At 68.6% G+C, this 20,424-nt stretch carries 22 protein-coding genes; 15 read left to right on the top strand and 7 right to left on the bottom strand.

Annotated features, from left to right (window positions below; all coding sequences use genetic code 11):
* Positions 1 to 102: 102 nt before the first annotated feature.
* The gene (locus tag AUL34_RS08205) at positions 103 to 315 is read left to right on the top strand and encodes a hypothetical protein (protein WP_061933084.1); all 213 of its coding nucleotides are present in this window, start codon (positions 103 to 105) and stop codon (positions 313 to 315) included.
* 16 nt (positions 316 to 331) lie between these two features.
* On the opposite strand, the gene htpG is transcribed toward AUL34_RS08205, so the two are convergent.
* The 5 genes from htpG to AUL34_RS08180 form a co-directional block, all read right to left on the bottom strand.
* Positions 332 to 2,224 carry a molecular chaperone HtpG gene (gene htpG, locus AUL34_RS08200; RefSeq protein ID WP_061933082.1) on the bottom strand — a complete coding sequence of 631 codons (1,893 nt, stop codon included), beginning with the start codon at positions 2,222 to 2,224 and terminating at the stop codon, positions 332 to 334.
* Positions 2,225 to 2,302: 78 nt separating this feature from the next.
* A complete protein-coding gene (locus AUL34_RS08195) occupies positions 2,303 to 3,031 on the bottom strand; it encodes an SDR family oxidoreductase (protein WP_061933080.1) in 729 nt (242 codons plus the stop codon).
* Positions 3,032 to 3,102: 71 nt separating this feature from the next.
* Positions 3,103 to 3,864 (bottom strand): SDR family NAD(P)-dependent oxidoreductase, encoded by a 762-nt coding sequence (locus AUL34_RS08190; RefSeq protein WP_061933078.1) that lies wholly within the window; start codon positions 3,862 to 3,864, stop codon positions 3,103 to 3,105.
* A gap of 17 nt (positions 3,865 to 3,881) precedes the next feature.
* Positions 3,882 to 5,081, bottom strand: a complete 1,200-nt coding sequence (locus tag AUL34_RS08185; protein ID WP_061933076.1) for an ROK family transcriptional regulator — start codon at positions 5,079 to 5,081, stop codon at positions 3,882 to 3,884.
* Between the two features lie 27 nt (positions 5,082 to 5,108).
* Entirely contained in the window at positions 5,109 to 5,993 is an 885-nt protein-coding gene (locus tag AUL34_RS08180) for a sugar phosphate isomerase/epimerase (protein ID WP_061933074.1), read from the bottom strand.
* A 383-nt stretch (positions 5,994 to 6,376) separates the two neighbouring features.
* Here AUL34_RS08180 and AUL34_RS08175 point away from each other — a divergent pair, with 383 nt between their 5' ends.
* The 9 genes from AUL34_RS08175 to AUL34_RS08135 all read left to right on the top strand — a co-directional run bounded on the left by AUL34_RS08175 (position 6,377) and on the right by AUL34_RS08135 (position 14,723).
* Complete coding sequence (locus AUL34_RS08175; RefSeq protein WP_061933072.1) at positions 6,377 to 7,810, top strand: ABC transporter substrate-binding protein; 1,434 nt, start codon at positions 6,377 to 6,379, stop codon at positions 7,808 to 7,810.
* Positions 7,811 to 7,999: 189 nt separating this feature from the next.
* A complete protein-coding gene (locus AUL34_RS08170; protein ID WP_061933070.1) occupies positions 8,000 to 8,884 on the top strand; it encodes a carbohydrate ABC transporter permease in 885 nt (294 codons plus the stop codon).
* Entirely contained in the window at positions 8,884 to 9,720 is an 837-nt protein-coding gene (locus AUL34_RS08165; protein ID WP_061933068.1) for a carbohydrate ABC transporter permease, read from the top strand. Before AUL34_RS08170 ends, AUL34_RS08165 begins: the two co-directional genes overlap by 1 nt.
* Before the next feature lie 4 nt (positions 9,721 to 9,724).
* A complete protein-coding gene (locus AUL34_RS08160) occupies positions 9,725 to 9,961 on the top strand; it encodes a DUF2160 family membrane protein (protein WP_061933066.1) in 237 nt (78 codons plus the stop codon).
* A 48-nt stretch (positions 9,962 to 10,009) separates the two neighbouring features.
* Entirely contained in the window at positions 10,010 to 11,071 is a 1,062-nt protein-coding gene (locus AUL34_RS08155; RefSeq protein ID WP_061933064.1) for an ABC transporter ATP-binding protein, read from the top strand.
* Positions 11,072 to 11,079: 8 nt separating this feature from the next.
* Entirely contained in the window at positions 11,080 to 11,805 is a 726-nt protein-coding gene (locus AUL34_RS08150) for an SDR family oxidoreductase (RefSeq protein ID WP_061933062.1), read from the top strand.
* Positions 11,806 to 11,817: 12 nt separating this feature from the next.
* A complete protein-coding gene (locus AUL34_RS08145; RefSeq protein ID WP_061933060.1) occupies positions 11,818 to 13,260 on the top strand; it encodes a rhamnulokinase family protein in 1,443 nt (480 codons plus the stop codon).
* Positions 13,257 to 13,934 carry a class II aldolase/adducin family protein gene (locus tag AUL34_RS08140; RefSeq protein ID WP_061933058.1) on the top strand — a complete coding sequence of 226 codons (678 nt, stop codon included), beginning with the start codon at positions 13,257 to 13,259 and terminating at the stop codon, positions 13,932 to 13,934. The genes AUL34_RS08145 and AUL34_RS08140 overlap by 4 nt, the downstream gene beginning before the upstream one ends.
* 15 nt (positions 13,935 to 13,949) lie before the next feature.
* Positions 13,950 to 14,723, top strand: a complete 774-nt coding sequence (locus tag AUL34_RS08135; protein ID WP_061933056.1) for an SDR family NAD(P)-dependent oxidoreductase — start codon at positions 13,950 to 13,952, stop codon at positions 14,721 to 14,723.
* Between the two features lie 13 nt (positions 14,724 to 14,736).
* Here AUL34_RS08135 and AUL34_RS08130 read toward each other — a convergent pair whose 3' ends face one another.
* Positions 14,737 to 15,405, bottom strand: coding sequence for an HAD family hydrolase (locus tag AUL34_RS08130; protein ID WP_061933054.1), 669 nt, complete (start codon positions 15,403 to 15,405; stop codon positions 14,737 to 14,739).
* Between the two features lie 141 nt (positions 15,406 to 15,546).
* Here AUL34_RS08130 and AUL34_RS08125 point away from each other — a divergent pair, with 141 nt between their 5' ends.
* The 4 genes from AUL34_RS08125 (at position 15,547) to AUL34_RS08110 (ending at position 18,087) form a co-directional block, all read left to right on the top strand.
* Positions 15,547 to 16,617 (top strand): catalase family protein, encoded by a 1,071-nt coding sequence (locus AUL34_RS08125; protein ID WP_061933053.1) that lies wholly within the window; start codon positions 15,547 to 15,549, stop codon positions 16,615 to 16,617.
* 62 nt (positions 16,618 to 16,679) lie between these two features.
* Positions 16,680 to 16,868, top strand: a complete 189-nt coding sequence (locus AUL34_RS08120) for a hypothetical protein (protein WP_061933052.1) — start codon at positions 16,680 to 16,682, stop codon at positions 16,866 to 16,868.
* Positions 16,869 to 16,879: 11 nt separating this feature from the next.
* On the top strand, positions 16,880 to 17,167 hold the full coding sequence (locus AUL34_RS08115; RefSeq protein ID WP_192845719.1) for a hypothetical protein: 288 nt from the start codon (positions 16,880 to 16,882) through the stop codon (positions 17,165 to 17,167).
* 215 nt (positions 17,168 to 17,382) lie between these two features.
* Entirely contained in the window at positions 17,383 to 18,087 is a 705-nt protein-coding gene (locus AUL34_RS08110) for a RibD family protein (protein ID WP_061933050.1), read from the top strand.
* 63 nt (positions 18,088 to 18,150) lie between these two features.
* Here the strand turns inward: AUL34_RS08110 and glsA are convergent, their stop codons facing one another.
* Positions 18,151 to 19,131, bottom strand: a complete 981-nt coding sequence (glsA, locus tag AUL34_RS08105) for a glutaminase A (protein ID WP_082653237.1) — start codon at positions 19,129 to 19,131, stop codon at positions 18,151 to 18,153.
* Positions 19,132 to 19,472: 341 nt separating this feature from the next.
* On the opposite strand from glsA, the gene AUL34_RS08100 reads away from it, so the two are divergent.
* Positions 19,473 to 20,294: a MetQ/NlpA family ABC transporter substrate-binding protein gene (locus AUL34_RS08100; protein WP_061933045.1), complete on the top strand. Its 822-nt coding sequence runs from the start codon at positions 19,473 to 19,475 to the stop codon at positions 20,292 to 20,294.
* The last annotated feature ends 130 nt before the right edge of the window (positions 20,295 to 20,424 follow it).

The raw sequence follows: 20,424 nt of genomic DNA, 5'->3' as shown, positions 1-20,424 counted from the left end.
AACGCCGGCCCTTCGCCGCGGGGCGCTCGACCGGACTGGTCAGGCAAGGCCAAGCCCCCGGCGCTAGGGCTCGGTCATCGACCCCTTTCGAAAGTTCGGTTCATGGTCAGCTTCCGCACCGGCGCCCCGCGCGCCCCATCCGCTCCGGCGTCCCGGGCCGACGCGTCCGGTTCGGAGGCACCGATCACCGGCGGCGTGCGCGCGGGCGGTGCCGGCGACGCGGCGATCCGGCTGGAGTTCGAGATGCTGGCCGGGCGCATCCGGATCCTTCAGCAGCGGGCGGCGCGCGAAGCCGCCGCCCTCGCCTGCCGGTAGGCCTCCGGCCGACCGATCACCCCAGAGCGCGCGCGAGGACGCGCCCGAGGCGCCCGGCGAAGGCACGCGGATCGCTCGGCGCTTCCCCGTCCGACACGCGCGCCTCGTCCAGAAGCAGCCGCGCGGCGTCCTCGCGCAGCGCGGCGTCGCCGGCATCGAGCTTCGCCAGGCGAGCCACGAGGTCGTGGCGCGGGTTGACCTCGAGGACGGGCTTGGAGGCTGTGCCGCCCAGGCGCCCGGCACTCGCCAGAAGGCGCTCCAGCTCGCGGTCGACGCCGCGATCGGGTGCGACGAGGCAGACGGCGCTGTCCGTCAGCCGATCGCTGGCGCGCACGTCCGAGACCTCCGCCCCCAGCGTCTCCCGGAGATAGGCGATGAAGGTCTCGACCGCCGGCTCGGTCTCGGCGGACGGCGCCTCCGCCCCGTCGGCCAGGGGAACGGCGCCGAGATCGGCGAGCCCTTGCGTGACCGAGCGCAGCGGCTTGCCGTCGAATTCGGGGATCTGGGACGTCCAGAACCCGTCCACCTGGTCGGTGAGGAGCAGCACTTCGAGACCGCGCGCGGCAAAGCCCTCGAGTTGGGGCGAGGCCCGCAGCCGCTCGGCGTCCGCGCCGACGGCGTAGTAGATCGCCGCCTGCCCCTCCTTCATGTCGGCAACATAGTCCTTCAGGCTGCGCAGCGCCGCGCCCGCGGTCGTGGTGCGGAAGCGGGCGAGGCCGAGAAGGGCGGCGCGGCGGTCCTCGTCCTCGTAGAGGCCCTCCTTCAGGACCGCACCGAAATTCTCCCAGACCGAGGCGTAGGTTTCCGGCTGGTTCTCGGCGAGCTTGGCCATCTCCGACAGGACGCGGTTGGTGACGCCCTTGCGGATCGCCGCGAGCACCCGGCTTTCCTGGATCATCTCGCGCGAGACGTTGAGCGGCAGATCGGCGGAATCGACGAGGCCGCGCACGAAACGCAGCCAGCGCGGCAGGATATCCGTCTCATCTGTGATGAAGACGCGCCGGACATAGAGCTTCATGCGGCCGGCGCGATCGGGGTCGAAGAGGTCGAAGGGCTTGGAGCCCGGCACGAAGGCGAGAACCGTGTATTCGTGCAGGCCTTCCGCGCGGTAGTGCAGCGTCAGCGCGGGGTCGTCGAACTGGCCGGCCAGCGTGCGATAGGCGTCGGCATACTCCTCGGTCGCGATCTCCGACTTCGGCCTGGTCCAGAGCGCGGCGCCGTCCGCGATGCGCTTGGCCTCCGCGTCCGGCGCGGCTTTCAGCTCGATCGGCACCGGCACGTGGCCGGACTGGGCGCGCACGGTGCGCTCCAGCGCGTGCGGATCGAGATAGGTGCCGGCGTCTTCCTTCAGATGCAGGGTGACGCGGGTGCCGCGCACGGGCGCCTCCGCCGGATCGGCCGTGCCCACCGTGTAGGTGCCGAGCCCGTCGGAGCTCCAGCGGGCCGCGGTCTCGCCACCGGCCCGGCGCGACACGACGTCGACGCGGTCCGCCACCATGAAGGCGGAATAGAAGCCGACGCCGAACTGGCCGATGAGCCGGCTTTCGCCGCCCTTGGCGCTGTCGGTCATCCGCTCCATGAAGGCGCGCGTGCCGGAGCGCGCGATGGTACCCAACGCCTCCACCATCTCGGCTTCGCTCATGCCGATGCCGTTGTCGGCGACGGTCAGCGTGCGTGCGCCCTCGTCGAGCGTCAGGGTGATCAACGGCTCACCGCCCTCGCTCAGGAGCTCGGGGCTCGCGATCGCCTCGAAGCGCAGCTTCTCGCAGGCGTCGGCGGCGTTGGAGACGAGCTCGCGCAGGAACACGTCCTTGTCCGAATAGACCGAATGCACCATGAGGTGCAGGAGGCGGGCGACATCCGCCTCGAAGCTCTGCGTCTTTTCGCCGGCAAGCGTTTCCGCCGTCATTGCGTATCCCTCGAATGGAAAAAGCCGAGCCGCGACATGGCGGCTCGGCTTGTCGGTTTCAAGCGGAAACGGTTCGGCTCAGATGTCGAAGTTCTGCGGCAGGAGGACGAGGTCGCGCACCACCGTGTTGCGCGGGCGCGTCAGCATGAAGAGCACGGCCTCGGCGACCTCGACGGGCTGGAACAGCGCGCCGTTCTCGATGGCGCGCTTCAGGTTCTCGGCCGGCCAGTCCTGGACGAGCGGCGTCACCACCGGGCCCGGCGCGATGGCGCCGACGCGCACGCCGTGCTTGGCCACCTGCCGACGCACGGCATGGGTGAAGGCCTGAACCGCATGTTTGGAGGCGGTGTAGACGGGCTCCCAGGGGATCGCCTGATGGCCTGCGACCGAGCTCGTCACGATCACGTCGCCCGTGCCGCGCCCGATCATGTGCGGCAGGACAGCGTGCACGCCCCGGAACACAGCGTTGACGTTGAGGTTCAGCATCCGGTCGAAGGCGTCCGCGTTCCCGTCCACGAGGTCGCCGCCAATGTAGGAGCCGGCATTGGCGTGGAAGATGTCGAGCTGGCCGGCCTCCTCCAGAATGCGCGGCAGCATCGTGTCGCTGCTGGCAGCGTCCGTGATGTCCACCTTCAGGGCGCTCGCGCCGGTCCCGAGATCCGCCACCGCCTTTTCGAGCCGCTCGTCGTTGTTGTCGACGATGAAGACGCGCGCGCCGTTCGCCAGCATGATGCGGGCGCACTCGAGTCCGATCCCCGACGCGCCGCCGGTGACGGCAGCGACCTTTCCGGCCAGTTTCTCTGTCATGTCGGTTTCCCCCCGTTGGATTGTTGAATGGTGTTCAGGCGCGGCGCGCCGTTCAGCGCGTGACGCGCCGTTCAGCGCGTGAGATAGCCGCCGTCGACGGGCAGGACGGCGCCGGTGACGTAGCTTGCCGCCGACGAGCAGAGGAACAGCGCGCAGGCCGCCACCTCCTCCGGCCTGCCGTAGCGCCCCATCGGCGTCATGCGTCGCCAGACCGGGTCCCAGTCCGGGTTCTCGAAGCCGCCGCGCGTCATGTCGGTATCGATGTAGCCGGGGGCCACCGCGTTGACGCGGATGCCTTCCGGCGCGAACTCGCTGGCCAGACTCTTGGTCAGCATGTGCACCGCGGCCTTGGAGGCGTTGTAGGCGGCCTGTTGCTGCGGAATGTTGGAGATGAAGCCCGAGACCGAGCCGACATTGAGGATCACGCCCTCGCCGGCCTTCCGCAGATGCGGCAGCGCGGCGCGCGCGAAGCGGAAGACGGAGGCGACGTTGGTGGACAGGATCAGTTCCAGCCGCTCGTCGTCGAAGCCTTCGGTGTCCCCGTGCGAGGCGACGCCGGCATTGTTGACGAGGACGTCGATCCCGCCGAACCGCTCGATCGCTTGGGCCACCGTTCGCGACGGCATCTCGGGATCGCGCACGTCGCCCCGGGCGACGTCGAACTCGACGCCCGCCGCCCTCAGTTCCGCTTCGCCCTCGGGGTTGTCGCGCCGGGCGGTGATGAGGAGACGGGCGCCCGCCTCGCCGAACGCCCTGGCGATGGCGAGCCCGATGCCGCGGTTGCCGCCGGTGACAAGGGCGACCTTTCCATCCAGTCGAAACCGGTCCTGCATGCTGGCGTATCCTTCCGTCAGGCGTTGGTGGGTTCGGCATCCGTCGCCAGGAAGCGCTGGTGCAGGATGCAGGCGGCACCGAAGGCGGCGCCGAATGTGGGATTGGCGTTGACCACGATGCCGGGCAGCGGGAAGCCGGCGTCCTGGATGCGCGCCCAGTGCGCCGCGACGCGGGCACCGACGAGCGGATAGAGAGCGGCGAGCGACCCGCCGAGGACGATCTGGTCGGGGTCCACCAGCCGGCACCCCTGCGCCAGGCCGAAGGCGAGCGCGCGCGCCCATCCTTCCGCGATGGCGACAGCGCCGGGCGCGCGGTCCTTCACCTCGCCGAGGAAGCCGTCCAGCGTCGCCGCCCCTTCGGGCGCGATGCCGCGATAGGCGGCCAGCACCCCTTCGAGGCCCACGAGTTCTTCCAGGCGGCTGAGGGCGCCGTCCTCGCCCGGCACCAGGAGATGGCCGATCTCGCCCGCCAGCCCGTGACCGCCGCGAAACAGAGCACCGTCCACGAGGATGCCGCCGCCGACGCCCGATTCCAGCACCAGGGCCAGCGTGACGCCCGGCCGCGCCGCGTCGCGTCCGTAAGCGTCGCCGATCGCGAAGGCGTTGGCGTCGTTCTCGGCGACGACGGGAACGGTGGACGGGATATGGGCGCGCATCAGTGCGGCGGGATGCACGTCGCGCCAGCCGAGAAGCGGCGCGACCCGCACGCGGCCCGTCCGTTCCATCTGCGCGGGGATCGCGATCCCGAACCCCTCGCAGCGTGCCCAGCCGTCCCGCGGCAGTGCTTCGGTCGCGAGACGCGCCGCGGTCTCGAAGGCCGCCTCCAGCCCGGCGGCGGGCGCATCGAAGGCCTCGACGCGGGTGGCGATGATCGCCGCGGACAGGTCGATCGCGACAAAGCTGATGTGCTCGACGCCGATCTCGACGCCGGCAAAGAAGACGGCGTCGGGCTGGAGCTCCAGGAGGATGCCCGGCCGCCCCGCCCGGCTTCGCCCCGTGCGTGCGCCCCCCTCGCCGCCGCCTTCCACCTCGCGCACGAGGCCGTCGGCGGTGAGCGCGGCGACGATGTGGCCGGAGGAGGACCGGTTGAGCCCGAGAACGCGCGCCAGATCCGCGCGGCTCAGGCGTCCGAACCGGTGCAGGGCGCGCAGCGCGGCCATCTCGCTGCCCTGCCGGACACGGCGGGGCGCGGGATCGAGGGAGGCGGCGTGCGACACGGGGGAGATGCTCCGGATGCCGCGTCCTCAGGGCCGCGCGACGGTGGCGCGCCGACGCTTGGCCTCGTCCTGCTTCAGCTCGATGAAGCGCTTGGCATGTTGGGCGAGCGGCATGTTGTCCGTCCAGGTATCGCGCCAGATGGCGCAGGCGAGCGACAGCGCCTCGTCCACCACGGCGCTGGAGAACGACTCGAAGGTGATGTTCCTGTTGTAGTCGATGTCGAGCAGCGCATCGAAGATCAGCTCGAAGTCGATCACGCCGTCGCCGAGATAGCCGCGATTGCTCTCGCCGATGTGGAAGTAGCCGAGCTTGTCGCCGGCGAGCCGGAGCGCGGCGGCCGGGTTCGCCTCCTCGATGTTCATGTGGAACGTGTCGAGATGCAGCCGGACGTGGTCCGAGCCCGTCTGCGCGATGAACTCGAGCCCCTGCGCGGTGGTGTTGAGGAGATTGGTCTCGAAGCGATTGACGATCTCGAGCACGAGATCGACGCCGGCCTCGCGCGCGACGTCGGCGGTCCTGGCGATGGCGGCGACGGCGTTCTTGCGGCCGCGATCGGTCGGCATCGCGCCGTATTTCGTGTGGGCGGAATAGAGAATGCCGCCCAGTGTCTTGCCGCCGACGTCGCGCACCGCACGCACGGCATCGGCCAAGAGCGCCTCGCCGGCCTTCACGCTCGCCTCGTCGGTGCTCGACACGTCGGCCGACAGGGGCAGCCCCATGGTGACCGCGATCTCGATGTCGAGCGAGCGGGCCTTCTGCCCCAGGCGGTCGAGGTCGAACTTCTCCGGGCGAAGATAGGCGAACTCGATCAGCCGGTAGCCGCATTCGGCGGAGCGATCGAGCGCGCGCTCCAGTTCGTCCTGCGTGCCGCCGCCTGTCCAGACGAACGAATGGATCCCCAGACGCTTCATCGCTCCCCCCTTTATTGTTGGATTGCGCAACAAAAACCGCTCGTCCGCCGATTTGTCAACCCGACCATCTTGCTGCATCGCAAGAGCTTTCTTTTGCAACGCAACTCCATTTGCTTGCACGATCGGACGTGTCGTCATCGCAGCGAGTGCGGTGATTGTATCGGGTCGCAGCTTTTCTTGCGGTGGTCGCAACATAATTTGACAGACTGCGCAACAAATGTTGTGCACACCGCCGTGATGAGCTACGCATGAAGGCACGGCCCCTTTCGTCCGGCTCGACCGGCAAGGAGGACCCGGCTTTTCCAGAGGAGTAACCGCCCGGCACGACAAGGGTGGGACCAACGATCCGCCGGCAAGGCGGGCCTTCGGGAGGAAGACGAAACATGAAGCGCAAGTTGGGTACGAGCCTGATCGCTCTGACGATCGGCCTCATCGGCGGCCTGTCGGCCGCGCACGCGGACTTCTGGTCCGACGCGGGCGCCAAGTTCAAGGGCGTGACGCTGCACGGCGTGACCGAGAGCACGCCGCCCTCGAACTACGTCAAGGACGTCCTGGCCAAGGAGTTCGAGGAGAAGACCGGCATCAAGGTCGAGCTGGAGACCACATCCTGGGACCAGATGTACGACAAGGCCATCAAGGACATGGAGGCCAAGACCGGCATCTATGACATGGTCTATATCGAGCAGGACATCGTCTACGCCTACCTGCAGCGCAACTTCCTGACCGACATCACCAAGACGCTCGCCGACAAGCCCGAGCTGAAGGCGCCCGAGTTCGACGAAAAGAACTTCACCACCTTCGCCGACTATTTCCGCGGCACGAACAACGACCTGTTCGGCGTGCCGATGGAGGCCTTCATCAAGGTCTACCTCTACCGAAAGGACCTCTTCGACGATCCGGCGGTCAAGGAAGCCTTCAAGGCCAAGACCGGCAAGGACCTCGCTCCCGCCAAGACGCACGAGGACTACACCCAGATTGCCGAGTTCTTCACCGAATGGGGCAAGGAGAAGGGCGAGCAGCTCTGGGGCACGACCTCCCAGGCCCATACCGGCCACCCCGCCTCCTGGTACGAATACGTCGAGTCCGTCGCGCCGACCTTCGGCGTCTACAACTGGGGCATCAACGCCGACGACAACTACGGCGCCACCGTCGAGCACGGCGGCACGATGAACAGCGACAAGGCCAAGGCCGCGCTGAAGTACTTCCTGCACCTGCGCGACATCGCGCCCCCTGAGTCTGCCGCCAGCACCTGGTCCGAGGTCGCCACGACCTTTGCGGCCGGCCGCGCGGCGCAAGGGTTGGTCTACGGCGAGAACGCCGCCTGGATCGCGTCCGACCAGTCGAAGTCCAAGGTGGTCGGCAAGGTCGGCATCGCCCTGCCGCCCCTGTCGGACGGCGTGATGGCCGACGCGGAATCGGGCAAGGGCTATATCGGCTACTACGACGGCGGCGCCTTCGGCGTGCCCGTCACCGCCAAGAACCAGGAGGCCGCCCTCCTCTTCCTGCAGTATATCGGCCAGAACTCGGTGCAGCCCGACTGGGCCGTCGCCGCGCCGCGCATCACCAACACCGCCACCTACGACGACCCGAAGGTGAAGGAGATGGATACGACGCTCGGCGGCTACTACACGATGCTGAAGAACGACGGAAAGCTCTTCGCCGGCGCTCCGAAGTATCCGTTCCACGCCCAGGTCCGCGAGACCGTCGCCCCGATCTTCTACCGCATCCTGACCGGCGAGGTCGGACCGGACGAAGGCCTCGACGAGATGGCCGCTGCGACCGAAGAGGAACTGACCAGCCTCGGCTACCGCAAGTAGGCCGCATGGCAAGGGCCGCCGGCATCGCCGGCGGCTTCGCTCAAGCCTTCCTCCGGGGCCGACCTTCCCAGCGCCCCGGAGCGACCGCGACCGAGCAGGGCGCCCTTCTGCGGGCCGCCGCGCGCCCATCGCGTGCGCCCTTCCCCTTGCCCGGATCCTCGACCGCGAGCCCCTCGAGAGGATGGTTCCATGCGTTCCAACAAGGTCGGCTGGCTGCTTCTCGCCCCGACGATCCTGATCCTGGCGACCTTCGGCATCGTGCCGTTCGTCTACGTGCTCTACGTCGCGTTCCACCAGTGGAACCCGTTCGGCGCCAGCCCGGACATGATCTTCAACGGCGCCAACAACTTCCGCCGCCTCGTCTTCGATAAAGCGTTCCTCACGGCCATCTGGTACACGCTGAAGTTCGCCTTCTTCGCGGTCGCCTCGGAAGTCATCATCGGCTACCTCCTCGCCCAGCTCTTCATGAAGGAGTTTCCTGGGCGCGGCTTCTTCCGCACGATCCACACGCTGCCGCTGATCGTCGCCCCGATCGTCGTCGGTTCGGTCTGGCGCCTTCTCACCACGCCCTCGATCGGCATCATCCCCTATTATCTCAACGCCTGGTTCGGCTACGAGCTGAACATCGGCCGCGACGCCAACGCCGCCTTCATCCTCACCGTCATCATGGACATCTGGCACTGGACGCCGCTCGTCACGCTGACGCTGCTCGCCGCCCTCGCGTCGCTGCCCAAAGAGCCCTTCGAACAGGCGCAGATCGACGGCGCCAGCCGCTGGCAGGTGTTCTGGCACATCACCCTGCCGATGATCCGCCCGGCGATCCTCGCCACCGTCTTCATTCGCCTGATGGACGCGCTGCGCACCGTGGACGAGGTGTGGATGCTGACCGGCGGCGGGCCTGGCGCCGCCACCCGCTACATCGGCCTCCACATCTGGAAGGTCGTCTTCCCGAAGACCGACTACGGCTACGGCTCGGCGATCTCGGTGATCGTCCTCTACCTCACGCTCGTCATGTGCTGGATCCTCTACGTCGCCCTCGTCGCCCCCAGAACCCGGAAGAAGAGGACGTTTTGATGCGCCAGTCCCGGCCTGCCTTCAGCATCCTTCTCTGGATCGCGCTCTCCTTCCTGACGCTGTTTCCGATCTACTGGCTCTTCGTGATCTCGGTGAAGCCGGCGGTGGACCTCTTCACGACGCCGAGCATCATCCTCGACACCCTGTTCTGGGACAACTACGCCAACGTCCTCACCAACGAGACGCTGCGCCGCTACATGATCAACTCGATCATCATCTCGTCCGGCAACGCGGTTCTATGCACCACGCTCGCCTTCATGGCCTGCTACGCGCTGTCGCGCTACGACCTAGGCGGCAAGGAGAACATCTTCTTCTGGACGATCACCAACCGCATGGCGCCGGCGGCCGTGTTCCTCCTGCCGTTCTTCCTCCTGTTCACGCAGGTCTTCGCGATCGGCGACTTCAAGCTCTACGACACGCGGATCGGCATGATCCTCCTCTACTGCACCTTCAACCTGCCGTTCGCGATCTGGACGCTCCGCCCCACGATCGACGGGCTGCCGAAGGAACTCGACGAGGCCGCCACCGTCGACGGCGCCTCGACCTGGCAGGTGATCCGCGAGGTGATCTTCCCGCTCGCGCGCCCGGGGCTCGCCGTCACGCTGATCCTCACCTGGGTCTTCGCCTGGAACGAGTTCCTGCTGGCCGCCACGCTCACGAGCTTCAACGCGCGCACCATCACCACAGGCCTGTCGGAATACGTCACCACCACCGGCACCGAATGGGGCACGATGGCCTCGATCGCCATCATCACCCTCATTCCAGCCCTTGTCGTCTTCGCCGTCGTGCAGCGCCACATCGTGGCGGGCCTCACCTTCGGCGCGGTGAAGGAGTAACGCCATGGACAAGACCGTCGACCTCGACGCCGCCGACGAGGAAGCCTCCGCCAAGCCCGCCCCGGAGCGGCACGGCTTCCTGCCGATCGCCACCAACTGGTTCGACCGGCTCTTCATCGGGATCTACCTCTTCGTCGCGCTGGAGCTTCTCTGGATGCGCTTCCTCGAGCAGTCGATCCCGCTCACCGTCTGCCACGTCATCGCGATCGCTCTAGGCGCGCTGATCATCTGGAAGGGCTGAGGGGCCTCGCCCCCGCCTTTCGCGTCCCCCGTTTTCGCAAGGTTCCCCATGGCACAGGTCACCATCCAGAACGTCGTCAAGCGCTATGGCAACGTCCAGGTCATGCACGGGGTCGACGTCGATGTCGGCGACGGGCAGTTCGTGGTGCTGGTCGGCCCGTCGGGCTGCGGCAAGTCCACGCTGCTGCGCATGATCGCGGGGCTGGAGCCCATTTCCGGCGGCACGATCTCGATCGGCGGGCGCGTCGTCAACGACGTAGCCCCGAAAGACCGCGACATCGCCATGGTGTTCCAGTCCTACGCGCTCTATCCGCACAAGACGGTGGCCGAGAACATGGGCTTCGCGCTCAAGATCAAGGGCGCGCCGAAGTCCGAGATCGAGCAGAAGGTGCGCAAGGCCGCCTCGATCCTCGATCTGGAAAAGTATCTCGACCGCTATCCGAAGGAGCTGTCGGGCGGCCAGCGCCAGCGCGTCGCCATGGGCCGCGCCATCGTGCGCGATCCGCAGGTCTTCCTGTTCGACGAGCCGCTCTCCAACCTCGACGCCAAGCTGCGCGTCGCCATGCGCGTCGAGATCAAGGAGCTGCACCAGCGCCTGAAGACCACGATCGTCTACGTCACGCACGACCAGATCGAGGCGATGACCATGGCCGACAAGATCGTCGTGATGCGCGACGGCCGCGTCGAGCAGATCGGCGCGCCGCTCGACCTCTACGACAACCCGGTCAACACCTTCGTCGCCGGCTTCATCGGCTCGCCCGCCATGAACTTCGTCCACGGCCGCATCGAGGCCGGGCCGGGCGGCGCCGTCTTCGCCGCCGACGGCGGGGCGCGCCTGCCGCTCGGCGACGCCCGAGTGGAGCCCGGCCGCACCGTCACCTACGGCATCCGGCCCGAGCACATCGCGATCGGCCCCGGCGGCGTGCCGGCGCGCGTCTCGGTGCTGGAGCCGACGGGATCGGAAACGCAGGTCTTCGCCAAGGTCGGCACCGATTCGCTCGACGCCGTGGTCAAGGACCGCATCGGCGCGCAGCCCGGCGAGGAGGTCTCCTTCGTGATCGACACGCGCCGCGTCCACCTCTTCGACCGCGAGACCGGGCGGCGACTGTGAGCGCGGCCATGGATTTCTCGGGCAAGCGCGTCGTCGTCACAGGCGCCGGCAAGGGCATTGGGCGCGCCACCGCGCTCATGCTGGCAAGGCGCGGCGCCCATGTCGTCGCCCTGACCCGCTCGGCCGCCGACCTCGAAACCCTGAGCGCCGAGACCGGCGCGCAAGCCATCGTAGTCGATCTCGCCGACGCCGAGGCGACCCGCGCGGCGGCGAGGGCCGCCCTGCCCGCCGACTTCCTCGTCAACTGCGCCGGCGCCACCGAGCTCGAATCCTTCCTCGACGTCTCGGTCGAGAACTTCGACCTCCTCCATGCCGTCAACACCCGCGCGCCGATGATCGTGGCACAGGAATACGCGCGCGACATGGTGGGGTCGGGGCGCACCGGCGCCATCGTCAACGTGTCGAGCTGCGCCTCCTTCGTCGGCATCCCCGACCATGCGGCCTACTGCGCCTCCAAGGCCGGGCTCGACGGCCTCACCCGCGTCATGGCCAAGGAACTCGGGCCCCACGGTATCCGCGTCAACGGGCTTCATCCGACCGTGACGCTGACGCCGATGGCCGTGAAGGCCTGGAGCGACCCCGACAAGGCGGCCGGCATGCTCGCGCGCATCCCGCTCGGCCGCTTCGCCGAACCCGACGACATCGCGGAGGTCATCCTCTTCCTCCTGTCGGATGCCGCCGCCATGGTCCACGGCCTGTCCATGCCCGTGGACGGCGGCTACATGATCGCCTGAGGCTCGACGTCCTTGCGTGAGGCGGAGATCGGCGCCGCCCCCCGGCGTTGCCTCGTGTTCGACCTTGGCGGCGGGTCCGGCCGGGCGATCCTCGCCGAGTTCGATGCGGCGCGGCTGCACCTCACCGAACTCCATCGCTTCGGTGGCTACGAGACGCGCCTGCCCGACGGACCGGCCTGGGATCTCGCGATCCTCTTCGCCGGGATCGAGGCCGGCTTGCGGGCGGCCGCGCAAGCCGGCGGGGTCGAGGCGATCGGGATCGACAGCTGGGGCGTCGACTTCGCGCTGCTGGACGCCGACGGCCTGCCGGTGGACCAGCCGCGCACCCATCGCCACGGGCGCGGGCGCCGGGGCCTCGCCGCGCTGGCGGGCCACCACGACGCGATCGCCAGGGGCACGGGAGCCCAGGTGCTCCCCTTTGTCACCCTCTTCCATCTCCACGACTGGGCCAAGAACCACCCACACCCGGCAGCGAACGCCCTGCATTTCCTGATGATCGCGGACCTCGTCGCCCATCACCTGTCGGGTGCGCTCGCCTGCGAGGCGACGCTGGCGCGCACCTCCGGCCTCGTCGCTCTCGCCAGCGGGACCTGGGATCCCGCGCTCCTCGGCCTCGCCGGCATGGACGCCCGGTGCTTCGGCCCGATCGTTCCCGCCGGCACCGTCCTCGGATCGCTTCGGGGCGAACTCGCTCGCAGCTCGGGACTCGGTTCCGTCCCGGTGGTGGCGGTCGCCGCGCACGACACGGCGAGCGCGGCGCTGGCGCTGGCACCGGAAGAGGACGAGGCGTTCCTCATCGCCGGCTCCTGGAACCTCCTCGGCGTCGAGATCGCGGACGGCGCGTTCGAGCGGACGGCGATGGCTGCCGGCTTCGGGCTGGAGGGCGGTGTCGAGGGCCGTGCGCTTCTCGTGCGAAGCTGCCAGGGTCTTCATCTCCTGCGCCGGCTTCGCGAGGCCTGGGCGCATCGCACCGGCGACGATCTCGACTTCGAGACCTGGGGACGCCTGGCGCTCGCCTCGCCCGCGGCATGCACCCTGCCGGACCTGTCCGATCCGGCATTCATGGACCCGGTCGACCTCCTCGCGACGCTCGGCACGCTCTGCCCAGGCCTGGCGCAGCACGAGCCCGGCCTGCTTGCCCGGGCGCTCTACGAAGCGCTGGCGCGCGAAGTGGCGGACGGCATCGCCGCGATCGAGCGCCTGCGCGCACCACCCGTCCGGCGGCTTCGGATCGGCGGCGGCGGGGCGCGGGACGAGGCGCTCTGCACCCTCGTCCCGCAGGCCATTGGCCGACCGGTGATCGCCGGTCCCGTCGAGGCGAGCGCGGCGGGCAACGCCCTCGTCCAGTTCGCGGCGCTCGGCGCCTTTCCCTCCATCGCCGCCGGCCGGACGCTGGTCCGCGGCGGAACCGCACTCCGCCGGTTCGATCCGGCTTCCAAGGACCCATCCGCATGAGCCAAGACCTCGACGCCCTGAAACGGGAGATCTGCGACATCGGCCGCCGCGCCTGGGACAAGGGCATGGGCGCCGCCAACGACGGCAACATCACCGTGCTCCTCGACGACGGCACGTTCCTGTGCACGCCGACCAACACGTCCAAGGGGTTCATGACGCCCGACATGATCTGCCGGATCGACCGCACGGGCGCGCCCGTCGAGGAAAGCCGGTGGAAGCCTTCCTCGGAGACGCGCATGCACCTTTGCGTCTACGAGGCGCGCGACGACGTGCGGTCCGTGGTCCACGCCCATCCGCTCTACGCCACGGTCCATGCGATCTGCGGCAAGCCGCTGACCCAGCAGATCATGCCGGAATCCACGATGTTCCTCGGCGAGGTGCCGCTGACGCCCTACGGCCTGCCCTCGACGGACGAGCTGTCGGACGCGATCCGTCCCTATCTCGCCCGGCACGACGCGCTCCTCCTGCAGAACCACGGCGCCTTGACCTGCGGCCACGATCTCCAGTCGGCTTGGTTCAAGATGGAAGCCCTCGACTACTACGCCAAGGTCGTCTTCCTCGCCTCGCAATACGGTGGGGCCCACGAGTTCGACCAACACGAGGTCGATCGCCTCGTCGCGCTCAAGAACCAGCGTTTCCCGGCCCCCGGCCGCCATCCCTTCATCGACCGCTGAGGAGTTCGCCCACCCATGTTTCAGGAAAAGTTCAGGCTGGACGGTCGCGTCGCCGTCGTCACCGGCGGCGGGCGCGGCATCGGGCTCTCGATCTGCGAGGCGCTGGCCGAATTCGGCGCGAGGATCGTGATCGCCGACATCGACCGGGGCATTGCCGATGCCGGACTAGCGGCCTTGCGCGGCAAGGGTTTCGACGCCGAGGCGCATGTTCTCGACGTCACCAAGCCGCAGGACGTCGAGGCCTTCGCGCAAAGGATCGTCGAGGCGCACGGGCGCGTCCACATCCTCGTGGCGAATGCCGGCATCGCCATGTCCGGCGTCGCGGCGGAGGACACCGAGGACGACCGCTGGCTGAAGGTCAACGACGTCAACTACAACGGCGTCTTCTGGTGCAACCGCGCCTTCGGGCGGCACATGCTGCAGGCCGGCGGCGGGGCGATCGTCAACATCGGCTCGATGTCGGGCTACATCTCCAACCGGCCGCAAAAGCAGACCTACTACAACGCTTCCAAGGCGGCCGTGCACCAGATGACCTCCTCGCTCGCCGCCGAATGGGGCGACCGCGGGGTGCGCGTCAACGCCGTCGCACCGACCTATATCGAGACGGAGATGACGAGCTACCGCGAGGGCAACGAGGGCATGATCGATGTCTGGCTGCGCGACACGCCCATGCACCGCATGGGCCAGCCGGACGAGATCGCCTCCGTGGTCCACTTCCTGGCGTCCGACGCATCGAGCCTGATGACCGGCGCAACGGTGCTCGCCGACGCCGGCTTCACCTGCTGGTAGCCTCGCGGCCCGATCAGGCCTTGGCGATGATCTCCAGCGTCCCGTCCGGGGCGCTGGAGACGGCGAGCGCGTCGTAGCCCGGCACGCTCGGATGGGGCGTATCGAGCTTGTGACGATGCGTGGCGTCGATCACGAGAACGGCCGCGCCCGAGGCCTCCCCCGCCTGGATGCCGGCCGGAGCGTCCTCGAACACCAGGCAGTCGACGATTGGAACGCCGAGGCGCTCGGCGCCGAGCAGGAAGCAGTCGGGCGCCGGCTTGCCGTTCTCGACGTCCTCGCCCGTCACCATCCGCTCGGGCACCGGCAGGCCGGCGATCGCGAGCCGCTTCTCGGCGAGCGCGCGCGGCGCCGAGGTGACGATCATCCAGCGCTCCGGCGGCAGGGATTTGAGAAAGATCGCGGCGCCCGCGATCTCCACGATCCCTTCCACGTCGTCGATCTCGGCCTGGACGAGGCCGGCGATCTCGGCCTCCAGCACCGCCTCCGCGATGCCGACGCGGCGCATCGTCTCCACCGCACGCATGCCGTGGATGGTCGGCAGGAAACTGTCGACATCGAGGCCCTGTCGGCGCGCCCAGGCGCCCCACACCCGTTCGGCCGCCACGATCGAGTTCAGGATCGTGCCGTCCATGTCGAACAGGAAGCCGCCGAAACGGCGGCCGGGAAAGGGATGCTGCGCCATGAGAACCGGAACCTGAGGGAGGGAACCCTTCCTTGCCGCAAAGGGCCGGGAGCGGCAAGGCCCGGCGCCGGCCGCATCGATCCTTGGAAACCTTCCAACTGCCGGCGAGTTGACCTTTCGTCATTTCGTATGGAGCAGGATATGATCGCGCAGCCGGTTCGCTACAGCCCCGATGTCGAGACGATCCGTCCCGACGAACAGGAGACCGTGCAGGGTCTCAACGACGCCTTCGACACGATCCTCGAGCGCACCGCCGCCGACTACGGCCACGCGGTGCGCTCGGTCCATGCCAAGTCGCACGGCATCCTCGAGGGCGAACTCGTCGTGGACGAAGGCCTGCCGCCCGAACTCGCGCAGGGGCTCTTCGCCACGCCCGGCACCCACAAGGTGTTCCTGCGCCTATCCACCAATGCCGGCGACATCCTGCCCGACGCGATCAGCCTGCCGCGCGGGCTGGCGATCAAGGTGCTGGACGTGCCCGGCGATCGCCTGCCAGGCGCGGAGGGCACGGTGCAGGACTTCGTCCTGGTCAACGGCACGGTGTTCCAGGCCAAGACCGCCGACAAGTTCCTCGGCAACCTCAAGATGCTGGCGGCGACGACGGACCGGATCGAGGGCACCAAGAAGGTGGCCTCGGCCGTGCTGCGCGGCGTGACATCAGCGCTCGGGGCCGTCGGGATCGAGAGCCCGGCGCTGAACTCGCTCGGCGGCGCGCCCAATGTCGAGCCGCTCGGCGAGACCTATTATTCCACGACCCCGTTTCGCTATGGCGACCACGTCGCCAAGTTCAGCGTCGCCCCGGTCGCCCCGGCCCTGACCGCGCTGACGGGCGAGACGATCGCGGTCGACGGGCGCGACAACGCCATCCGCGAGGAGGTGCAAAAGGAGATGGCGGGCCTCGACGCCGAATGGGAGTTCCGCGTGCAGCTCTGCCGCGACCTCGAGCGCCAGCCGGTCGAGGACCCGACCGTCGAGTGGAACGAGGAGGAGGCCCCGTTCCAGCGCGTCGCCACGATCCGCGCGAAGCGGCAGGACAGCTGGGACGAGGCGCGCGTCCAGGCGGTCAACGAGGAGATGCGCTTCTCCGTCTGGACCGGCATCGCCGACCACCAGCCGCTCGGCAACATCAACCGCGCGCGGCGCGAGCCCTATCGTCATTCCGCCGATTTCCGCGCCCGCTTCAACGGCTGCCCCTATCACGAGCCGCGCTGAGGCGATTTCTTGCCGAACCCGGCGGGCGTTCGTGCGTTCTTCGAGCCCAAGGAGACCCATCCATGACGCTTCGCAAGACCACCGCCGCCGCCGTCCTTCTCGCCCTCCTCTCGCTTGCCGCCTGCAAGGACAACGGCACGGTGGAGAAGCAGCCGGGCGCCGGCACCGCTGCCGAGCAGACCCTGACGCAGAGCCAGCAGTCCTCCGCCTCGGACGGCAGCGGGGGCGACGCGGCCCACGCCAACCACTGACGGCGCGCGCCGTGGCGGCTTCGAGCCCGGACACGCAACCACTCGTGGAACGCCTCGCCGAATGGCCCGAGGGGCATTTCGAAGGCGTCCACAACGGGCGGCGCTTCGGCGTCACCCTCCATCGCTCGGCGGACGGTCGTCGCCTCTGGCTCTACGGCGAGGAGCGCGGCGGCGGCGATTTCGTCAGCGCCAACCTCTATCGCCTCAGCGACGGCGAAACGCTGCTTCGACCCTGCGAGATGCCGGCACAGGTCGTGGCCGACTTCATCCTCGGCTTCACGCCGGAAACATCAGGGTAACCATTCGTTAACCTCGTCGGCGTCAGGCTCCAGGTCCCTGAGACAGCCTGGAGACGCCCCTTGCGCCGCTCGTCACCCTCGCCCCGGCTCGGCATCGCCTTCGGCATGCTGGCCCTCGCCCTTCCCCTGATCGTGGTCGTGGCCGCCGCCTGAGGCGCCTCGACCACGGGGGCAGGGGTGGATCGTCGGGGCACCGCCAAAAGGAGCCGCCCCGCATGCCCCAGCGCCCCACCGTCATCTGCCACATGACCTCGTCGATCGACGGTCGGCTGCACCCCAGCCGCTATACGGCCAGCCCCGACGGAGCGGTCAAGGACTGGTCCGGCGCCTACGAGGCGATCCACGACGCGCTGAAGGCGGATGCCTGGCTTGTCGGCCGCACCACCATGGCGGAGATGGCCAAGGGCGAGGCCCATCCGCCCGAAACCTTCGACACGCCGCCGCGCCCCATTTATCGCGCCCCCGGCAGCGACAGGCGTCCGCTGGCGATCGCCCCGGACACGCAGGGTCATCTCCATTTCCGGGGACCGGACGTCGGCGGCGACCCCGTGCTCGTGTTTTTGGGGAGCGGCGTTGCCGACGCGCATCTGGCCGAACTCGTCGCGCGCGGCGTCAGCTATGTCGTGTGCGACGGGGCGAAGGTCGATCCGGCCGAGATGTTGGCGGTGCTCGCGCGCGACTTCGGCATCGAACGCCTCGCTCTCGAAGGCGGCGGCGCGATCAACGGCTCGTTCCTGGCCGCCGGCCTCGTGGACGAACTCGGCGTCATCCTCGCCCCCGCCCTCGACGGAGACCGCCAGGCCGAGGGCATCGTCGCCTTCGATGGCGGCCTCAAGGGCAAGCTGCAGCTCTCGTTCCAATCGGTCGAGACGCTGGATGGCGGCGCCGTGCACCTCCGCTACCGCGTCCTGCCCGGCTAAGACGGTATTTGTCGCATTCTCCGACGGCAAAGCGTGTTCGCTTTGCCTGGAAATGCTCAAAGGTCAGTCCCGTGCGGCACCGAACACCGACCAGTCGGTGCGCCGCGCGAGGCTTTCCAGACCCAGGACCCCGAGCCGGCTGTTGCCCATCGCGTCCAGCGCCGGCGACCAGACCGCGATCGAGGCCCGGTGCGGCGCGACGGCGAGGATGCCGCCGCCGACACCCGACTTCGCCGGCAGGCCGACGCGGTAGGCGAAGTCGCCTGCCCCATCGTAGAGACCGCACAGCATCATGACGGCGAGGATCCGCCGCGCCCGCGCCGATGCGGCCATGCCGCGCTCGCGGCTTTCCTGCGGGTCGTCGTGCATGAGGAAGCGGCCGGCCTTGGCAAGACCCCGGCAATCCAGCGCGACCGCGCATTGCCGGACATAGGCGTCCATCACCGCTTCCACCTCGTGGCGGAGGTTGCCGTGGTGCTTGGCCATCAGCATCAGCGAACGGTTGAGATCGCCCCCCTTGCGGTCGCTCGCCTCGACCTCCTCGTCGATCGCGATCCGCTCCTCGCCGATCTGTCGCTTCACGAAATCCACGACATGATCGTTCGGCCGGGACGCGGGCCCGAGACCGACGAGGACGTCGCAGACCACCAGCGCACCGGCGTTGATGAAGGGGTTGCGCGGCACGCCCTTGCAGCGCTCCAGATCGATGATCGAGTTGAACGGATCTCCGGAGGGCTCGCGCCCGATCCGCGTCCACAGCCGTTCGCCGAGCGCCTCCAGCGCCACTTCCAGCGCGAACACCTTGGAGATGGACTGGATCGGAAAAGCCGTTCCGGCATTGCCGGCCGAGACGAGATCGCCGTCGCGCGTGAAGACCGCGATGCCGAACCGGTCGAAGTCGCCCTTCCTCGGCGCGGGATGACCTTGCGCCTCGGCCTCCGCCACGGCTTCGGCATGGAGGCGGGGCGCGGCCTCGCGCACCTCCTCCACCACCGTGTCGAGAATGGATTTCAGGCGGTCGGGTTCCGGCAGGGGCGGCTTCATCGGTCCTCCTTTGGCATTCGCTCCCGGCACATAGGGCAAGGATGGTCCAGCGCGACGGCCGGGAACGCCCGTCGATCCGACGGGAACGGGGCGGTCAGCCTGGTCGAGGCATCGACGGTCCGGAACCATTCCGCCGGAACGGGCGCAACGCCGCAGCAGATCGAGAACCATGAATCCACAAAGTCGGTTCACTAAACCTTAGCCCAATCCGTGGTCGAATTTGTTGCCGATCGCCGTTATTTTGGACAGCCGATCCTTTTCTTGCTGCGCTGCAAAACGATACGTTTGAGGTGCAACAGTGGCCGCCCGGCGGCCAGACCACCCCTATCGGAGACCCCGCAATGACCCGCCTCGTCCCGCTCCTGTCCGCCCTGACGCGCCGCACGGTCCTTGGCGCCATGTCCGCTGTCCTCGTGACGGCGACGGCCGGCGCCGCGATGGCCGAGACGGTCAAGGTCGGGATCATGTCGGGAGAGGACGAGGCGGTCTGGCAGGTGGTGACGCAGGAAGCGGCGAAGGCGGGCCTGACCGTCGAGACCGTCGCCTTCTCCGACTACGTCCAGCCCAACGAGGCGCTGGCGAACGGCGAGCTGCAGGCCAACGCCTTCCAGCATCAGCCCTATCTCGACGCGCAGGTACAGCAGCACGGCTACGACATCGTGGCCGTCGGCTACACGCTGGTCCAGCCGATCGGCCTCTACTCGCGCAAGCACAAGAGTGTCGCCGAAATCCCCGAAGGCGGCTCCATCGGCATCCCGAACGATCCGTCCAATGCGGGCCGTGCGCTCAATCTCCTGGCCGCCCAGGGGCTCCTCAAGCTGCGCGAGGATGCGGGCATCCTGGCGACCGCGATCGATGTGACGGAGAACCCGAAGAACCTCGCGATCCGCGAACTCGACGCGGGCATCGTCGGCCGCTCGATCGACGACCTCGATGCCGGTGTCGTCAACACGGACTGGGCGCTGAAGAGCGGCATCGATCCGGCCAAGGAGCGGATCGCGCAGGAGCCGCTGGAGAACAACCCCTATCGCAACTTCATCGCGGTGCGCACGGGCGACCGGGACCAGCCCTGGGTAAAGACGCTGGTGGCCGCCTACCAGACGGACGCGGTCAAGGCCGCGTTGGCCGACGCCTACAAGGGCACGACGCTGCCGGCCTGGTAAGCCGGTCTCTCCAGAGTTTCCGCCTATCTCGCGGGCCCGCCTTCCACTCCGGACGGCGGGCCCGCTTGCCTGCCACCGGCCCATCGACGCCGATGGGCCTTCCCTTTCGCGCCCGCACCGACATCTTGCC

This window comes from Aureimonas sp. AU22 (assembly GCF_001463745.1).
In the GTDB taxonomy this organism is placed as follows: Bacteria; Pseudomonadota; Alphaproteobacteria; order Rhizobiales; family Rhizobiaceae; genus Aureimonas.
This window is presented reverse-complemented; position numbering and strand designations above follow the sequence as displayed.